The 15,570-nt window shown below is 58.8% G+C and carries 14 protein-coding genes; 8 read left to right on the forward strand and 6 right to left on the reverse strand.

Translation table 11 applies throughout. The annotated features are described in order from the left end of the window. The 4 genes from dnaA to gyrB are packed head-to-tail and all read left to right on the forward strand — an operon-like array spanning position 1 to position 6,211. Positions 1 to 1,521, forward strand: coding sequence for a chromosomal replication initiator protein DnaA (gene dnaA / locus AC3IP0_RS00005; protein ID WP_489317763.1), 1,521 nt, complete (start codon positions 1 to 3; stop codon positions 1,519 to 1,521). Between the two features lie 39 nt (positions 1,522 to 1,560). Further along, positions 1,561 to 2,664, forward strand: a complete 1,104-nt coding sequence (gene dnaN / locus AC3IP0_RS00010; RefSeq protein ID WP_489326382.1) for a DNA polymerase III subunit beta — start codon at positions 1,561 to 1,563, stop codon at positions 2,662 to 2,664. Positions 2,665 to 2,684: 20 nt separating this feature from the next. Beyond that, positions 2,685 to 3,788 carry a DNA replication/repair protein RecF gene (gene recF / locus AC3IP0_RS00015; protein WP_489326384.1) on the forward strand — a complete coding sequence of 368 codons (1,104 nt, stop codon included), beginning with the start codon at positions 2,685 to 2,687 and terminating at the stop codon, positions 3,786 to 3,788. Positions 3,789 to 3,793: 5 nt separating this feature from the next. Further along, on the forward strand, positions 3,794 to 6,211 hold the full coding sequence (gyrB, locus tag AC3IP0_RS00020; RefSeq protein WP_223455160.1) for a DNA topoisomerase (ATP-hydrolyzing) subunit B: 2,418 nt from the start codon (positions 3,794 to 3,796) through the stop codon (positions 6,209 to 6,211). Positions 6,212 to 6,272: 61 nt separating this feature from the next. On the opposite strand, the gene AC3IP0_RS00025 is transcribed toward gyrB, so the two are convergent. Next, positions 6,273 to 6,989 carry a response regulator transcription factor gene (locus AC3IP0_RS00025; protein WP_489317766.1) on the reverse strand — a complete coding sequence of 239 codons (717 nt, stop codon included), beginning with the start codon at positions 6,987 to 6,989 and terminating at the stop codon, positions 6,273 to 6,275. Positions 6,990 to 7,159: 170 nt separating this feature from the next. Here AC3IP0_RS00025 and AC3IP0_RS00030 point away from each other — a divergent pair, with 170 nt between their 5' ends. Continuing rightward, entirely contained in the window at positions 7,160 to 8,695 is a 1,536-nt protein-coding gene (locus AC3IP0_RS00030; protein ID WP_489317767.1) for a sensor histidine kinase, read from the forward strand. Between the two features lie 215 nt (positions 8,696 to 8,910). On the opposite strand, the gene AC3IP0_RS00035 is transcribed toward AC3IP0_RS00030, so the two are convergent. From AC3IP0_RS00035 to glyQ, 4 genes are all read right to left on the reverse strand, one after another. Next, positions 8,911 to 9,690, reverse strand: a complete 780-nt coding sequence (locus AC3IP0_RS00035) for a lysophospholipid acyltransferase family protein (protein ID WP_489317768.1) — start codon at positions 9,688 to 9,690, stop codon at positions 8,911 to 8,913. 84 nt (positions 9,691 to 9,774) lie between these two features. After that, a complete protein-coding gene (gene gmhB / locus AC3IP0_RS00040) occupies positions 9,775 to 10,314 on the reverse strand; it encodes a D-glycero-beta-D-manno-heptose 1,7-bisphosphate 7-phosphatase (protein WP_489319834.1) in 540 nt (179 codons plus the stop codon). Positions 10,315 to 10,318: 4 nt separating this feature from the next. Continuing rightward, positions 10,319 to 12,373 (reverse strand): glycine--tRNA ligase subunit beta, encoded by a 2,055-nt coding sequence (gene glyS, locus AC3IP0_RS00045; protein WP_489317769.1) that lies wholly within the window; start codon positions 12,371 to 12,373, stop codon positions 10,319 to 10,321. Continuing rightward, positions 12,370 to 13,323: a glycine--tRNA ligase subunit alpha gene (gene glyQ, locus AC3IP0_RS00050; protein WP_025112261.1), complete on the reverse strand. Its 954-nt coding sequence runs from the start codon at positions 13,321 to 13,323 to the stop codon at positions 12,370 to 12,372. The genes glyS and glyQ overlap by 4 nt, the downstream gene beginning before the upstream one ends. An 81-nt stretch (positions 13,324 to 13,404) precedes the next feature. Here glyQ and AC3IP0_RS00055 point away from each other — a divergent pair, with 81 nt between their 5' ends. The 3 genes from AC3IP0_RS00055 (at position 13,405) to AC3IP0_RS00065 (ending at position 15,202) form a co-directional block, all read left to right on the forward strand. After that, a complete protein-coding gene (locus tag AC3IP0_RS00055) occupies positions 13,405 to 13,962 on the forward strand; it encodes a DNA-3-methyladenine glycosylase I (RefSeq protein ID WP_150728125.1) in 558 nt (185 codons plus the stop codon). 40 nt (positions 13,963 to 14,002) lie between these two features. Next, entirely contained in the window at positions 14,003 to 14,890 is an 888-nt protein-coding gene (locus AC3IP0_RS00060; RefSeq protein WP_008045719.1) for a lysophospholipid acyltransferase, read from the forward strand. A 72-nt stretch (positions 14,891 to 14,962) separates the two neighbouring features. Further along, the gene (locus tag AC3IP0_RS00065; RefSeq protein ID WP_489317770.1) at positions 14,963 to 15,202 is read left to right on the forward strand and encodes a PilZ domain-containing protein; all 240 of its coding nucleotides are present in this window, start codon (positions 14,963 to 14,965) and stop codon (positions 15,200 to 15,202) included. Here the strand turns inward: AC3IP0_RS00065 and AC3IP0_RS00070 are convergent, their stop codons facing one another. After that, entirely contained in the window at positions 15,203 to 15,517 is a 315-nt protein-coding gene (locus AC3IP0_RS00070; protein ID WP_489326385.1) for a tetratricopeptide repeat protein, read from the reverse strand. It lies immediately after the preceding gene. Positions 15,518 to 15,570: the final 53 nt, after the last annotated feature.

Consider the following 15,570-nt stretch of genomic DNA (forward strand, 5'->3'; position numbering starts at 1 on the left):
GTGTCAGTGGAACTTTGGCAGCAGTGCGTGGAGCTTCTGCGCGATGAGCTGCCTGCCCAACAATTCAACACTTGGATCCGTCCACTACAGGTCGAAGCCGAAGGCGACGAGTTGCGTGTCTATGCGCCCAATCGTTTTGTTCTGGACTGGGTCAACGAAAAATACCTGGGGCGTGTTCTCGAATTGCTCGATGAGCACGGCAATGGCATGGCGCCTGCGCTTTCCCTATTAATAGGCAGCAAACGCAGTTCGGCACCCCGTGCCGCGCCCAATGCTCCCCTGGCTGCCGCGGCTTCCCAGGCCCAGGCTGCTCAAGCGCCTGTCAGTCCGCCACCAGCGCCTGCCGCCGCGTCGACCAAACGTGCGACGCAAAAAGTGGCCGAGGTCACCGAGGAAGAACCTTCCCGTGACAGCTTCGACCCAATGGCTGGTGCCAGTTCGCAACAGGCACCTGTGCGCGCCGAGCAACGTACCGTGCAGGTTGAAGGTGCGCTCAAGCACACCAGTTACCTGAACCGCACCTTTACCTTTGAGAATTTCGTTGAAGGTAAATCCAACCAGCTGGCGCGCGCCGCCGCCTGGCAGGTGGCAGACAACCCCAAGCATGGTTACAACCCGCTCTTCCTTTATGGTGGCGTCGGCCTGGGTAAAACCCACTTGATGCATGCTGTGGGTAACCATCTATTAAAGAAGAACCCGAATGCCAAGGTGGTGTACCTGCATTCCGAGCGTTTCGTGGCCGACATGGTCAAGGCCCTGCAACTGAACGCGATCAACGAGTTCAAACGCTTCTACCGTTCGGTGGATGCGTTGCTGATCGATGACATTCAGTTCTTCGCCCGCAAGGAACGTTCCCAGGAAGAGTTTTTCCACACTTTCAACGCCCTGCTCGAAGGTGGCCAGCAGGTCATTCTCACCAGTGACCGCTACCCGAAGGAAATCGAAGGCCTTGAAGAGCGCCTCAAATCCCGCTTTGGCTGGGGCCTGACCGTAGCGGTCGAGCCGCCTGAGCTGGAAACCCGCGTGGCGATCCTGATGAAGAAGGCCGATCAGGCCAAAGTCGAGTTGCCTCACGACGCCGCGTTCTTCATTGCCCAACGCATTCGCTCCAACGTCCGTGAGCTGGAAGGCGCGCTCAAGCGCGTGATCGCCCACTCGCACTTCATGGGCCGCGATATCACCATCGAGCTGATTCGCGAATCCCTTAAGGACTTGTTGGCGTTGCAGGATAAACTGGTCTCTGTGGATAACATTCAGCGCACTGTCGCCGAGTACTACAAGATCAAGATCTCCGACTTGCTGTCCAAACGCCGTTCGCGTTCGGTGGCTCGTCCGCGTCAGGTCGCCATGGCGTTGTCCAAGGAACTGACCAACCACAGCCTGCCGGAAATCGGCGATGTGTTTGGCGGTCGCGACCATACAACGGTCTTGCACGCGTGCCGCAAGATCAACGAACTTAAGGAATCCGACGCGGACATCCGCGAGGACTACAAGAACCTGCTGCGTACGCTGACCACTTGATGAACACCAGCGCAGCTTATTAAGGCAAGGGACTAGACCATGCATTTCACCATTCAACGCGAAGCCCTGTTGAAACCCCTGCAACTGGTCGCAGGCGTCGTCGAACGCCGACAGACCTTGCCGGTACTTTCCAACGTGCTGCTGGTTGTCGAAGGCCAGCAATTGTCGCTGACCGGTACCGACCTGGAAGTCGAGCTGGTCGGTCGTGTTCAACTCGAAGAACCGGCGGATCCGGGTTCCATCACCGTGCCGGCGCGCAAGCTGATGGACATCTGCAAAAGCCTGCCGAACGATGCGCTGATCGACATCAAGGTCGACGAGCAGAAGCTTGTGGTCAAGGCTGGCCGTAGTCGCTTCACCCTGTCGACACTACCGGCCAACGATTTCCCTACCGTGGAAGAAGGCCCGGGTTCGCTGACCTGCAGCCTGGAGCAAAGCAAGCTGCGTCGTCTGATCGAACGCACCAGCTTCGCCATGGCCCAGCAGGACGTGCGTTACTACCTCAATGGCATGCTGCTGGAAGTATCGGCCGGTATCATCCGTGCCGTGGCCACCGACGGTCACCGTCTGGCCATGTGCTCGATGCAGGCCGATATCGGTCAGCCGGATCGTCACCAGGTCATCGTGCCGCGCAAAGGTATCCTTGAACTGGCACGCCTGCTCACCGAGCCGGACGGCAATGTCAGCATCGTTCTGGGTCAGCACCACATCCGCGCCACCACCGGTGAGTTCACCTTCACTTCGAAACTGGTCGACGGCAAATTCCCGGACTACGAGCGTGTTCTGCCTAAGGGCGGCGACAAGCTGGTACTTGGCGATCGCCAGACTCTGCGGGAAGCGTTCAGCCGTACCGCGATTCTGTCCAACGAGAAGTACCGTGGTATCCGTCTGCAACTGGCCAGTGGTCAGCTGAAGATCCAGGCGAACAACCCGGAGCAGGAAGAAGCGGAAGAAGAAGTGGGCGTTGAATACAACGGTGGCTCTCTGGAAATCGGCTTCAACGTGAGCTATTTGCTCGACGTACTGGGTGTGATGACCACCGAGCAGGTTCGTCTGATCCTGTCCGACTCCAACAGCAGTGCGCTGGTGCAGGAATCGGATAACGACGACTCGGCCTACGTTGTCATGCCGATGCGTCTGTAATCATGCTCAGCAGAAGCTAGATGTCCTTAAGTCGCGTCTCGGTCACCGCGGTGCGCAATCTGCACCCGGTGACCTTCTCCCCCTCCCCCCGCATCAATATTCTTTACGGCGCCAACGGCAGCGGCAAAACCAGTGTTCTGGAAGCCATCCATCTGCTGGGGCTTGCCCGTTCGTTTCGCAGCACCCGTCTGTTGCCGGTCATTCAGTACGAACAGCTTGCCTGTACGGTATTTGGCCAGGTTGAACTGGCGGAGGGTGGGCATAGCGCCTTGGGCATTTCTCGGGATCGCCAAGGCGAATTCCAGATTCGTATCGATGGGCAGAATGCGCGCAGCGCCGCGCAACTGGCCGAGATCTTGCCACTGCAACTGATCAATCCGGACAGCTTTCGATTGCTGGAAGGTGCGCCGAAGATTCGCCGGCAGTTTCTCGACTGGGGTGTGTTCCACGTGGAACCGCGCTTCATGTCAACCTGGCAGCGCTTGCAGAAGGCCCTGCGCCAGAGAAACTCTTGGCTGCGGCATGGTACACTTGACGCCGTTTCGCAAGCGGTTTGGGACAGGGAACTGTGCCAGGCCAGCGCTGAAATAGATGAATACCGCCGCGCTTATATCAAAGCCTTGAAACCAGTCTTTGAACAAACCTTGAGCGATCTGGTTGAGCTTGAAGGCTTGACGCTCAGCTATTACCGCGGCTGGGACAAGGACCGTGAACTGAGTGCCGTGCTCGCCGGGTCTCTTCAGCGAGACCAGCAAATGGGACATACCCAGGCCGGACCACAACGTGCTGATTTGCGTCTCAGACTGGGCGCGCACAACGCCGCGGACATCTTGTCCCGTGGCCAGCAGAAGTTGGTGGTTTGCGCATTGCGGATTGCCCAGGGGCACTTGGTCAGCCAGGCTCGACGCGGTCAGTGTATTTATCTGGTGGATGACTTGCCGTCCGAGCTGGACGAGCACCACCGTCGCGCGCTTTGCCGCTTGTTGGAAGACTTACGCTGCCAGGTCTTTATCACCTGTGTAGATCACGAATTATTGAGGGAAAGCTGGCAGACGGAAACGCCAGTCGCTCTGTTCCACGTGGAACAGGGCCGTATCACCCAGACCCACGACCATCGGGAGTGAAGGCATTGAGCGAAGAAAATACGTACGACTCAACGAGCATTAAAGTGCTGAAAGGCCTGGATGCCGTACGCAAACGTCCCGGTATGTACATTGGTGACACCGACGATGGCAGCGGTCTGCACCACATGGTGTTCGAAGTGGTCGATAACTCGATCGACGAAGCTCTCGCCGGCCATTGCGACGACATCAGCATCATCATTCACCCGGATGAGTCCATCACCGTTCGTGACAACGGTCGTGGCATCCCGGTAGACGTGCACAAAGAAGAAGGTGTTTCGGCAGCCGAGGTCATCATGACCGTACTGCATGCCGGCGGTAAGTTCGACGACAACTCCTACAAAGTATCCGGTGGCCTGCACGGTGTAGGTGTGTCGGTGGTGAACGCACTGTCCAAAGAACTGGTCCTGACCGTTCGCCGCAGCGGCAAAATCTGGGAACAGACTTACGTCCACGGTGTTCCACAAGAGCCGATGAAAATCGTTGGTGAGAGTGAAACCACCGGCACCCAGATTCACTTCAAGCCATCGGCCGAGACGTTCAAGAACATCCACTTCAGCTGGGACATCCTGGCCAAGCGGATTCGTGAACTGTCCTTCCTCAACTCCGGTGTCGGCATCGTCCTCAAGGATGAGCGCAGCGGCAAGGAAGAGTTGTTCAAGTACGAAGGCGGCCTGCGAGCGTTTGTTGAATACCTGAACACCAACAAGACTGCGGTCAACCAGGTGTTTCACTTCAACATTCAGCGCGAAGACGGCATCGGCGTGGAAATCGCCCTGCAGTGGAACGACAGCTTCAACGAGAACCTGTTGTGTTTCACCAACAACATTCCACAGCGCGATGGCGGTACTCACCTGGTGGGTTTCCGTTCCGCGCTGACGCGTAACCTGAACACCTACATCGAAGCCGAAGGTCTGGCGAAGAAGCACAAAGTCGCGACCACCGGTGACGATGCCCGTGAAGGCCTGACTGCGATCATTTCGGTGAAAGTACCGGATCCGAAGTTCAGCTCCCAGACCAAAGACAAGCTGGTTTCTTCCGAAGTGAAGACCGCGGTCGAACAGGAAATGGGCAAGTACTTCTCCGACTTCCTGTTGGAAAACCCGAACGAAGCCAAGCTGGTCGTCGGCAAGATGATCGATGCGGCGCGTGCCCGTGAAGCGGCGCGTAAAGCCCGTGAAATGACCCGTCGTAAAGGTGCGCTGGATATCGCCGGCCTGCCGGGCAAATTGGCTGACTGCCAGGAAAAAGACCCTGCCCTTTCCGAACTGTACCTCGTGGAAGGTGACTCTGCTGGCGGCTCCGCCAAGCAGGGACGTAACCGTCGGACCCAGGCCATCCTGCCGCTGAAGGGCAAGATCCTGAACGTCGAGAAGGCGCGCTTCGACAAAATGATCTCTTCGCAAGAAGTGGGCACCTTGATCACCGCGCTGGGCTGCGGCATCGGCCGCGACGAGTACAACATCGACAAGCTGCGTTACCACAACATCATCATCATGACCGATGCTGACGTCGACGGTTCGCACATCCGTACCCTGCTGCTGACCTTCTTCTTCCGTCAGTTGCCGGAGCTGATCGAACGCGGCTACATCTACATCGCTCAGCCACCGCTGTACAAGGTCAAGAAAGGCAAGCAAGAGCAATACATCAAAGACGACGAGGCCATGGAAGAGTACATGACGCAGTCGGCCCTGGAAGATGCGAGCCTGCACCTGAACGAAGAAGCACCTGGCATCTCCGGTGAAGCGCTTGAGCGTCTGGTGAATGACTTCCGTCTGGTGATGAAGACCCTCAAGCGTCTGTCGCGCCTGTACCCACAGGAGCTGACCGAGCACTTCATCTACCTGCCAGCGGTGAGCATGGAGCAACTGTCCGATCACGCAGCGATGCAAGATTGGCTGGCTCAGTACGAAGTTCGCCTGCGCACCGTCGAGAAGTCCGGCCTGGTTTACAAAGCCAGCCTGCGTGAAGACCGTGAACGTAACGTCTGGCTGCCAGAGGTCGAACTGATCTCCCACGGCCTGTCGAACTACGTCACCTTCAACCGCGACTTCTTTGGCAGCAACGATTACAAGACTGTCGTTTCGCTAGGCGCTCAACTGAGCACCCTGCTGGACGACGGCGCGTACATCCAGCGTGGCGAGCGCAAGAAGCCGGTGACCGAGTTCAAGGAAGCCCTTGAATGGCTGATGGCTGAAAGCACCAAGCGTCACACCATCCAGCGATACAAAGGTCTGGGCGAAATGAACCCGGATCAGCTGTGGGAAACCACCATGGACCCAAGCCAGCGCCGGATGCTCAAAGTGACCATCGAAGACGCCATTGGCGCGGATCAGATCTTCAACACCCTGATGGGTGATGCGGTCGAACCTCGCCGTGACTTCATCGAAAGCAACGCCCTGGCGGTGTCCAACCTGGATTTCTGATCCTGGGCGATACCAACGAAAAGGCCAACGCATTGCGTTGGCCTTTTTTATTGCCAGCGTTTCACTCGCTCGCCGGTGCCACACTCTCCAACCGATACCCATACCCGTAAATCGTCAGCAACTGCCAACCGCGATCCGCTGTCAGGCCAAGCTTGTTGCGCAGGCGGTAGATGTGGGTGTCCAGCGGGCGTGACAACGACATTTCTTCATGGGGCCAGAATCGTTCGTACAGGTAATCCCGCGACAGCGGTCGACCGAGGTTGCTGAACAGGCAATGCGCCAGGCGGTATTCGCGTTCGGTCATGACAATTGGTTTGCCGTCGCGAGTGATGGTCAGTTCGGCGTCGTCGAAAACCAGGTCATTGAAGCTCAACCCTTCGGCAGACGCGCGCTGCTGAGCATGTCGACGCAGGACCGCGCCAACCCGGGCCTTGAGTTCATTGGGGCGGAACGGTTTGCTGACGTAGTCATCGGCGCCGGCATTCAGGGCCTGAACGATATCGCTTTCGCCGTCGCGACTGGTGAGCATGATTGCCGCAGGCGGTGCTTCCATGTGTTCGCGGGTCCAGAGCAGCAATGACAAACCCGTGAGGTCAGGCAGTTGCCAGTCGAGGATCAGCAGGTCGAAAGTCTCCCTACGCAGTTGGCGCAACAGGTCTTCGCCCCGTTCGAAGCTGTACAGCGACCACGGCTGCTCTCCGGCTTCGGCCATCTGTTGCAGGGTTTGTTCGACCCGGCGCAGTTCGGCGGGCTCATCGTCCAGAATCGCTACGCGCATACAGGGTGATTCCTTGTCGCATGGGCAGCTCCTTATCGACCATAGCGGCTCAATCGAAACAGTGAAAGCAAGCGGCCCGCCGTTGGTCGCGGCGTCCGCTATGATTCTTTGAGTCGACACCTCAGACGTAGGCACCATGAAACCATTCATTCCGCCCTGCCCTGTTGGCCATGTTTGACCAACGCCGCCGTGAAAGCCGAGAGCCAAGCCAGGTACAGCGATTGTTTCGGCAATTGGTGCGCGAGTGGTTGTGGATAAGTCTCGTGCTGTTGCCGCTGACGACGTTGCTGTCCTATCGCGCGCAAATCAACTTGGGCGATGCATCCCCAGGCTTGAGCGCAGGGCTTTCCCTTGGTCTGGTGACGTGCGTGCTCGGGTTGTTGCTGTGGCGCCCGCGCCTGGCGCTCTGGCTGACGCTCACGGGGATGGCTTGTGCGTTGCTGACCAGCGTCGGTCTTGCGGAGTTCAAGCGCTGGTGGTGGTCACCGACGCCTGCGGTGCTGGGGATGCTGTTTGGTTATCTGATCTGGAACTGGCGGCGCCTCAGTGTGGTGCTGACCTATTTCGGTTGGGAATTGGCGCGGCTGGACAGTGAGCCAAAAGTGTTTCCGGAGCGCCGTCGTGCCCAGTATCCCGGTGACGACAGTTTGCAGAAGCAGATCATGGCGCTGGAACAAGCCATGAGTCTGACCCGCGATACCCACCGATTCATCGCCGATGCCCTGGAGTACTTGCCGGTGGCCACGTTGATCAGCGATCCCCAAGGACAGATTCTGCTCGGCAACCGCAAGGCCCGTGACCTGTTTGGCGGGGATCTGGTCGGCGATGATGTACTCAAGCGACTTAAACAACTGGGTTATCCGGATATGAGTCGTGGGCCGGGCTTGTCTTTATCGACACTGCCGCTGCTGGAGTTTCGCGACCTCAAGGAGCGCAGCCTGCGCTTGGAGCGTGCCGGGTTGTTGCCGGTAGACGGTGAGATTCCGGTCGGCTGGTTATGGAACCTGACTGATTTGAGTGTGGAACGCGATGCGGAGCAGCAGCGCGCGGTCCTGTTGCGGTTTCTGTCCCACGACCTGCGGGCGCCTCACTCGGCCATCCTCGCGTTGCTCGACGTCCACCGTCATCAGGTGGGCGGTGATTTGCAACTCTTTGATCAAATCGAGCTGCAGGTACGCCGGGCCCTGGAACTGACTGACGGTTTCGTTCAACTGGCGAGGGCCGAGTCCGAGGCTTATCAGTTCCAGCCGAGCCTGTTTGCGATGCTTGTGCTGGATGTGTTCGACCAGGCGCTACCCATCGCGCAGCAGAAACAGATCGAACTGGCTCATCAAGTGGAAGAAGTGGCACAGGAAAGTCTGGTTCTGGCGGATCAGGCGCTGCTGACCCGGGCGTTGTTCAATCTGCTGGAAAATGCCATCAAGTACAGTGTTTCAGGTACTCGTATCCGTTTGCGCGTCAGTCAACACGACGGTTGGCTGATCTGTGAACTCATCGATCAGGGCAAAGGCATCGCCGCTGAGGAGTTACCCGAACTGTTCAGCCAATACCGACGCTTTTCTTCCGCCCAGGGTATCGATGGCGTGGGGTTGGGATTGTCGATGGTCAAAGCCGTGGTTGATCGGCACGGCGGGCGGATCGAGTGTCAGAGCGAGGTGGGTCGGGGCACGACATTCAGGCTGCAATTTCCGCTGCTTGCAGAATGAAAGCGAGCGATCCAGGTCGCTCGTCATGGCGACAGTCAGCGATTGTTCCGGGCATAAAAAAACCGGCTATATCAGCCGGTTTTTTTACGTCCGAAAAAAACTTATGCACGTTTTTATGGCTTTTATCATTCTAAGAAATATATAAAAAAATCATAAGGTTACGTACAAAAAACGACGATTTTCAATGAAACGGTACACAGGTTATCCACAGAATCTCAGACAGCCACCTGATCGTTTGAAACCGGCGCTTGGGGAGCCGGTGGCAGCGAGCCCATTTCCCGTTGCATCTGCTCGTTCCACGCCTGGACCCGGTCGTTCAATTCAGCAACGGCTCGCGGTCCGGTGCCTGCGGCATACATCGGCTCGCCAATGATCACAGTGATGACGCCCTGCTTCTTCGCCCAACCGGTTTTCGGCCAGAACTTGCCTGCGTTGTGCGCAATCGGCAGCACCGGCAATTCGGCGTTGACCGCCAAGGCGCTGCCACCGCGCGAGAACTTTCCGACGGTGCCGAAAGGAACGCGCGTGCCTTCGGGGAAGATCAGCACCCAGACATTGTCCTTGAGTAACTCATCACCTTTTTGCGCCACATGCTTGAGTGCGGCTTTCGGGTTGCCGCGATCGATGGCGATCGGTCGCAGCATGGCCATGGCCCAGCCGAAGAACGGCACATAGAGCAATTCACGTTTGAGCACCTGGCTCAGCGGTGAGAAGTAGGCGGAGAGAAAGAAAGTCTCCCAAGTGCTCTGGTGGTTTGACTGAATGACGCAAGGCCGTTCAGGTACGTTCTCGGCCCCCTTCACTTCGTAGCGAATGCCCAGAAACACTTTGCTCAGCCACAGGGCGCAGCGGCACCAGTACACGTTGATAAAGCGGTAACGTGCCTTGAAGGGCAGAAACGGCGCGATAAAAAAACTCAAGCTGCACCACAGCAAGGAGCTGGTGCCCAGCAGCAGGTAAAAGAGGAAGGTTCTGATGGCCTGCAGTATCGACATGGTGACGTTTACCGTTGCGGGCAATACCCGCCTGTATAAAGCGCACTCCTGATCAATCCTTTATCAGGAAATATCAGAAGCACTCTAATTGTGGATAAGTTCTGCGGCAATCGCCGCCAGATCGTCAAAAATCAATGTGCCAACCGGAAGGGTCTTGCCCAAAGTCTTTTCGCCTTTCCCGGTCTTTACCAAAACTGGCTGTGAATCGACGGCTTTGGCGGCTTCCAGGTCACCAAGGCTGTCGCCGACGAACCAGAGATTGGTCAGCGACACGTTGTAATGAGCGGCGATGGTTTTCAACATCCCGGGCTTCGGCTTGCGGCAATCGCAGCCTTCGTCCGGCCCGTGCGGGCAGTAGACGATCAGCCCGACTTCACCGCCCTGCTCCGCCACTAGCGCGCGCAAGCGCTCGTGCATGGCATCCAGGGTGACGAGGTCGTAATAGCCGCGAGCGATGCCCGACTGGTTGGTAGCGACCGCTACCGTCCAGCCGGCCTTGCTCAACTGCGCGATGGCTTCGATCGAACCGGGGAGTGGAATCCACTCCTCCACCGACTTGATGTAAGCGTCGGAGTCGTAATTGATCACCCCGTCCCGATCGAGAATCAGCAGTTTCAACAGCAGTCCCTCAACCCAGCAGCGAAATGTCGGCGACGCCGAGGAACAAACCACGCAGACGCGCCAGCAACGCATAACGGTTGGCGCGCACTTTTGCGTCCTCCGCGTTGACCATCACGGCTTCGAAGAACGCATCCACCGGCTCGCGCAGTGCAGCCAGGCGTGCCAGGGATTCGCTGTACTGACGCGAGGCGGCCATTGGCTGTACAGCCTGGTCAGCCTGCTGGATCGCCGAGTACAGGGAGAACTCGTTGGCGTTGTCGAAGTACTTGGCTTCCACGACGGTAGGAACGGAGCCTTCGACCTTGCTCAGCAAGTTCGACACGCGCTTGTTCACCGCGGCCAGGGCAGCGGCTTCCGGCAGTTTGCGGAAGGCCTGTACCGCTTGCACGCGCTGGTCGAAGTCCAGGGCCGAACCCGGTTTCAGGGCACGTACCGACAGGTAGGTCGCAACATCGACACCTTCGTCTTCGTAACGGGCACGCAGGCGGTCGAAGATGAACTCCAGCACCGATTCGTTCAAGCCGGCAGCCTTGACCTTGGTACCGAACGCATTCACAGCGAAGGCCACCGCGTCGTTCAGGTCCAGATCCAGTTGCTTCTCGATCAGGATACGCAACACGCCCAGTGCGGCACGGCGCAGGGCGTACGGGTCTTTGCTGCCGGTCGGCAGCATGCCGATACCGAAGATACCCACGAGGGTGTCGAGCTTGTCAGCAATGGCCACGGCCGCACCGGTCAGGGTGCTCGGCAGTTCAGCGCCAGCACCGCGCGGCATGTACTGCTCGTTCAGCGCCAGTGCGACATCTTCCGGCTCGCCGTCGTTGAGGGCGTAGTAGTAACCGGCGACACCTTGCATCTCCGGGAACTCGCCGACCATCTCGGTCGCCAGGTCGCACTTGGACAGCAAGCCTGCGCGAGCAGCCCACGAAGCGTTGCCGCCGATGCGCGCAGCGATGTAGGCAGCCAGTTTGGAAACACGTTCGGCCTTGTCATAGACGCTGCCGAGTTTTTCCTGGAACACCACGTTTTGCAGGCGCAGGTTGAAGTCTTCGAGCTTCTGCTTCTTGTCTTGCTTGAAGAAGAACTCGGCGTCGGTCAGGCGTGGGCGAACCACTTTCTCGTTACCGGCGATGATCTGCTGCGGGTCTTTGCTTTCGATGTTGGCCACGGTAATGAAACGTGGCAGCAACTTGCCGTCGGCATCCAGCAGGCAGAAGTACTTCTGGTTGTCCTGCATGGTGGTGATCAGCGCTTCTTGCGGCACATCGAGGAAGCGTTCCTCGAACGAGCACACCAGCGGCACTGGCCATTCGACCAGCGCGGTCACTTCATCGAGCAGGGCTGGCGGAACGATTGCCGTGCCTTCCTGACGGGTGGCCAGCTCTTCGGTGCGCTTGCTGATGATCTCGCGACGCTCGTTGGCGTCGGCCAGCACGTAGGCGGCACGCAGGTCGGCCAGGTAGCTTGCCGGCGAACCGATGCGCACGCTTTCCGGATGGTGGAAGCGGTGGCCACGGGAATCGCGACCGGCCTTCTGAGCGAGGATGGTGCAGTCGATGACCTGGTCACCGAGCAGCATCACCAGCCATTGGGTCGGACGAACGAATTCTTCCTTGCGCGCGCCCCAACGCATGCGTTTCGGGATCGGCAGGTCGTTCAGGGAATCTTCGACGATGGTCGGCAGCAGGCTCGCGGTCGCCTTGCCGGCGATGCTTTGGCTGTAACGCAGTTTCGGGCCGCTCTGATCGATTTCGCTCAGGTCGACGCCGCACTTCTTGGCAAAGCCCAGTGCCGCTTGGGTCGGGTTGCCTTCGGCATCGAACGCCGCCTGACGTGGCGGGCCATCGAGGTTGACGCTGCGATCCGGCTGCTGGGTGGCCAGCGAGGTGATCAGCACAGCCAAACGGCGCGGCGCGGCATAAACGGTTTTGGTCTCGTAGTTCAGGCCGGCAGCTTGCAGGCCCTTGTCGATACCGGCGAGGAACGCCTCGGCCAGGGTGTTCAGGGCCTTGGGTGGCAGTTCTTCAGTGCCCAGTTCAACCAGAAAATCCAGAGCACTCATTGTGCAGCCTCCAGCTTGGCCAGTACTTCGTCACGCAGGTCCGGGGTCGCCATCGGGAAGCCCAGCTTGGCGCGAGCCAGCAGGTAGGCTTGCGCAACGGAACGCGCCAGGGTGCGTACACGCAGGATGTATTGCTGACGCGCGGTCACCGAGATCGCCCGGCGCGCATCCAGCAGGTTGAAGGTGTGGGAAGCCTTCAACACCATTTCGTAGCTCGGCAACGGCAGCGGCTGGTCGAGTTCGATCAGGCGCTTGGCTTCGCTTTCGTAGAAATCGAACAGTTCGAACAGTTTGTCGACGTTGGCGTGTTCGAAGTTGTAAGTGGACTGCTCCACTTCGTTCTGGTGGAACACGTCGCCGTAGGTCACTTTGCCCATCGGGCCGTCAGCCCAGACCAGGTCGTAGACCGAGTCCACGCCTTGCAGGTACATGGCCAGACGCTCGAGACCGTAGGTGATCTCGCCGGTCACCGGGTAGCACTCGATGCCGCCCGCTTGCTGGAAGTAAGTGAACTGGGTCACTTCCATGCCGTTGAGCCAGACTTCCCAGCCCAGACCCCAGGCGCCGAGGGTCGGCGATTCCCAGTTGTCTTCGACGAAGCGGATGTCGTGGACCAGCGGGTCCAGGCCGACGTGCTTGAGGGAGCCCAGGTACAGTTCCTGGAAGTTGTCCGGGTTCGGCTTCAGGACCACCTGGAACTGGTAGTAGTGCTGCAGACGGTTCGGGTTTTCGCCGTAGCGGCCGTCAGTCGGACGACGGCTTGGCTGCACGTAGGCGGCGTTCCAGGTTTCCGGGCCGATGGCGCGCAGGAATGTTGCAGTGTGGAAAGTGCCGGCGCCTACTTCCATATCGTAGGGCTGAAGTACCACACAACCTTGCTCGGCCCAGTATTGCTGGAGGGCGAGGATCAAGTCTTGGAAGGTACGCACGGCTGGCGTAGGCTGGCTCACGAAATTCACCTGTTTCTTGGGCTGCGATTTAAAGAGCGGGAGTATACCCGATTCATTGCTGCGCACGCCCCCTGGAGCCTTATGCCACGCTGCTTTTGGTGTTCCGAAGATCCGCTGTACATGGCATATCACGATCAGGAGTGGGGCACGCCGCTACGCGATGCGCAGGGTTTGTTCGAGTTGCTTTTGCTCGAAGGGTTCCAGGCCGGGCTTTCCTGGATCACTGTGCTGCGCAAGCGCGAGCATTATCGCCAGGTGATGTTCGGTTTTGATGTCCAGCGCGTGGCGCAAATGAGCGATGCCGAAATCGACGAGTTGATGCTCGATCCCGGCATCATCCGCAACCGCCTCAAACTCAACGCGGCCCGGCGTAATGCCCAGGCCTGGCTGGCGCTGGAGGACCCGGTGGCGTTTCTCTGGTCGTTCGTCGGTGGCGTGCCTGTGATCAATCATTTCAAGGATCGCAGTGAAGTCCCGGCCGTGACACCTACCGCCGTGGAAATGAGCAAAGGCCTGAAAAAAGCCGGTTTCACGTTCGTCGGCCCGACCATTTGCTACGCGCTGATGCAGGCCTCGGGCATGGTCATGGATCACACCCGGGACTGCGACCGCTACGCGCAGTTGGCGAACGGCGGTTAGAATGGCCGCCTCGCGCACAGCACAAAATCAGGAGTGACCTGTGGATAAGTTGAAAGGCGCCTTGCTGGTAGGCGCTCTGCGGCTGTTTGCCCTGCTTCCGTGGCGGGCCGTGCAGGCCGTGGGCTCGGCGATTGGCTGGGTCATGTGGAAAACCCCGAACCGTTCCCGCGACGTGGTACGGATCAATCTGTCCAAGTGCTTTCCGGACATGGACCCCGCCGAGCGCGAACGTTTAGTCGGACAGAGCCTTAAGGACATCGGCAAGTCCCTGACCGAAAGCGCCTGCGCCTGGATCTGGCCGGCCCAGCGCTCCATCGACCTGGTGCGCGAGGTCGAAGGCCTCGACATATTGAAGGACGCCCTCGCCTCCGGCAAAGGCGTGGTCGGCATCACCAGCCACCTGGGCAACTGGGAAGTGCTGAACCACTTCTATTGCAGTCAGTGCAAACCGATCATTTTCTACCGCCCGCCGAAGTTGAAGGCGGTGGATGAATTGCTGCAAAAGCAGCGGGTGCAGTTGGGTAACAAGGTCGCCGCTTCCACAAAAGAAGGCATCCTCAGCGTCATCAAGGAAGTGCGCAAAGGTGGTGCAGTGGGCATTCCCGCTGATCCGGAACCGTCCGAATCCGCCGGGATCTTCGTGCCGTTCTTCGCCACCCAGGCGCTGACCAGCAAATTCGTGCCGAACATGCTGGCCGGCGGCAAAGCGGTCGGCGTATTCCTGCACGCCCTGCGCCTGCCGGACGGTTCCGGCTACAAAGTGATCCTTGAAGCCGCGCCAGAGGCCATGTACAGCACCGATACGGCGCAGTCCTGTGCGGCCATGAGCCAGGTGGTCGAGCGCTATGTGCGGGCGTACCCGAGCCAGTACATGTGGAGCATGAAGCGCTTCAAGAAGCGTCCACCGGGTGAAGAGCGTTGGTATTGAATCGATTGGCATGATCTGTGGATAACCCTGGACTTGGGGTTATCCACAACCGTTCACTCAAGGGCGCAGAAGATGTCCGAACACCGCAAGTCATTCCGCATCAAGATCACTCACGAAAGCATCGGTGATTGCCTGGGGCAGACGCGCAACCTGTCGACCACCGGCGTTTACGTCAAGCATCCGCAACTGTCGGCGCTGCCCCGGGGGGCGGTGGTTTACGGTCAGGTGCAGGACTTACCCACAGGCGCGCCGCGGGTACGTATGGAAGTGGTGCTGGTGGATGCCGAGGGCATCGGTTTGCGTTATCTCTGATCAGTGCGCCTGACGGTCAAGCTTCTTCAGGAACACCGTCATTTCCTTCTCGGCCTGCTTGTCGCCATGGCCGCGAGCGGCTTCCAGGCCTTGCTCCCAGGCCTGCCGCGCCGCCGCAAAGTCCGCCAGCGCGAGATGGGCCTTGCCCAGTAGTTTCCATGCCGCCGAATACTTCGGATCGAATTCGACGCAGCGTTGGAAATGCTCCGCAGCCTTGGCGTTCTCCCCAAGATCCAGATAGCCCTTGCCCAAGCCGAAGCGCAGCAATGAGTTATCCACACCCTTGGCGAGCATTTTTTCCAGGGATTCGATCATCGGTGGATTCCTTTTTAAAATTTGTCAGGAAGATGCCCGGGATCTGAAAGTCC

The organism is Pseudomonas sp. GL_103 (genome assembly GCF_057835175.1).

What these genes read in the sequence shown, in the direction of transcription:
- dnaN (WP_489326382.1), top strand. Translation starts at nt 1,561, where the DNA reads ATGCATTTCACCATTCAACGCGAAGCCCTGTTGAAACCCCTGCAACTG.
- recF (WP_489326384.1), top strand. Translation starts at nt 2,685, where the DNA reads ATGTCCTTAAGTCGCGTCTCGGTCACCGCGGTGCGCAATCTGCACCCG.
- AC3IP0_RS00025 (WP_489317766.1), bottom strand. Translation starts at nt 6,989, where the DNA reads ATGCGCGTAGCGATTCTGGACGATGAGCCCGCCGAACTGCGCCGGGTC.
- AC3IP0_RS00030 (WP_489317767.1), top strand. Translation starts at nt 7,160, where the DNA reads ATGTTTGACCAACGCCGCCGTGAAAGCCGAGAGCCAAGCCAGGTACAG.
- AC3IP0_RS00035 (WP_489317768.1), bottom strand. Translation starts at nt 9,690, where the DNA reads ATGTCGATACTGCAGGCCATCAGAACCTTCCTCTTTTACCTGCTGCTG.
- glyS (WP_489317769.1), bottom strand. Translation starts at nt 12,373, where the DNA reads ATGAGTGCTCTGGATTTTCTGGTTGAACTGGGCACTGAAGAACTGCCA.
- AC3IP0_RS00055 (WP_150728125.1), top strand. Translation starts at nt 13,405, where the DNA reads ATGCCACGCTGCTTTTGGTGTTCCGAAGATCCGCTGTACATGGCATAT.
- AC3IP0_RS00065 (WP_489317770.1), top strand. Translation starts at nt 14,963, where the DNA reads ATGTCCGAACACCGCAAGTCATTCCGCATCAAGATCACTCACGAAAGC.
- AC3IP0_RS00070 (WP_489326385.1), bottom strand. Translation starts at nt 15,517, where the DNA reads ATGATCGAATCCCTGGAAAAAATGCTCGCCAAGGGTGTGGATAACTCA.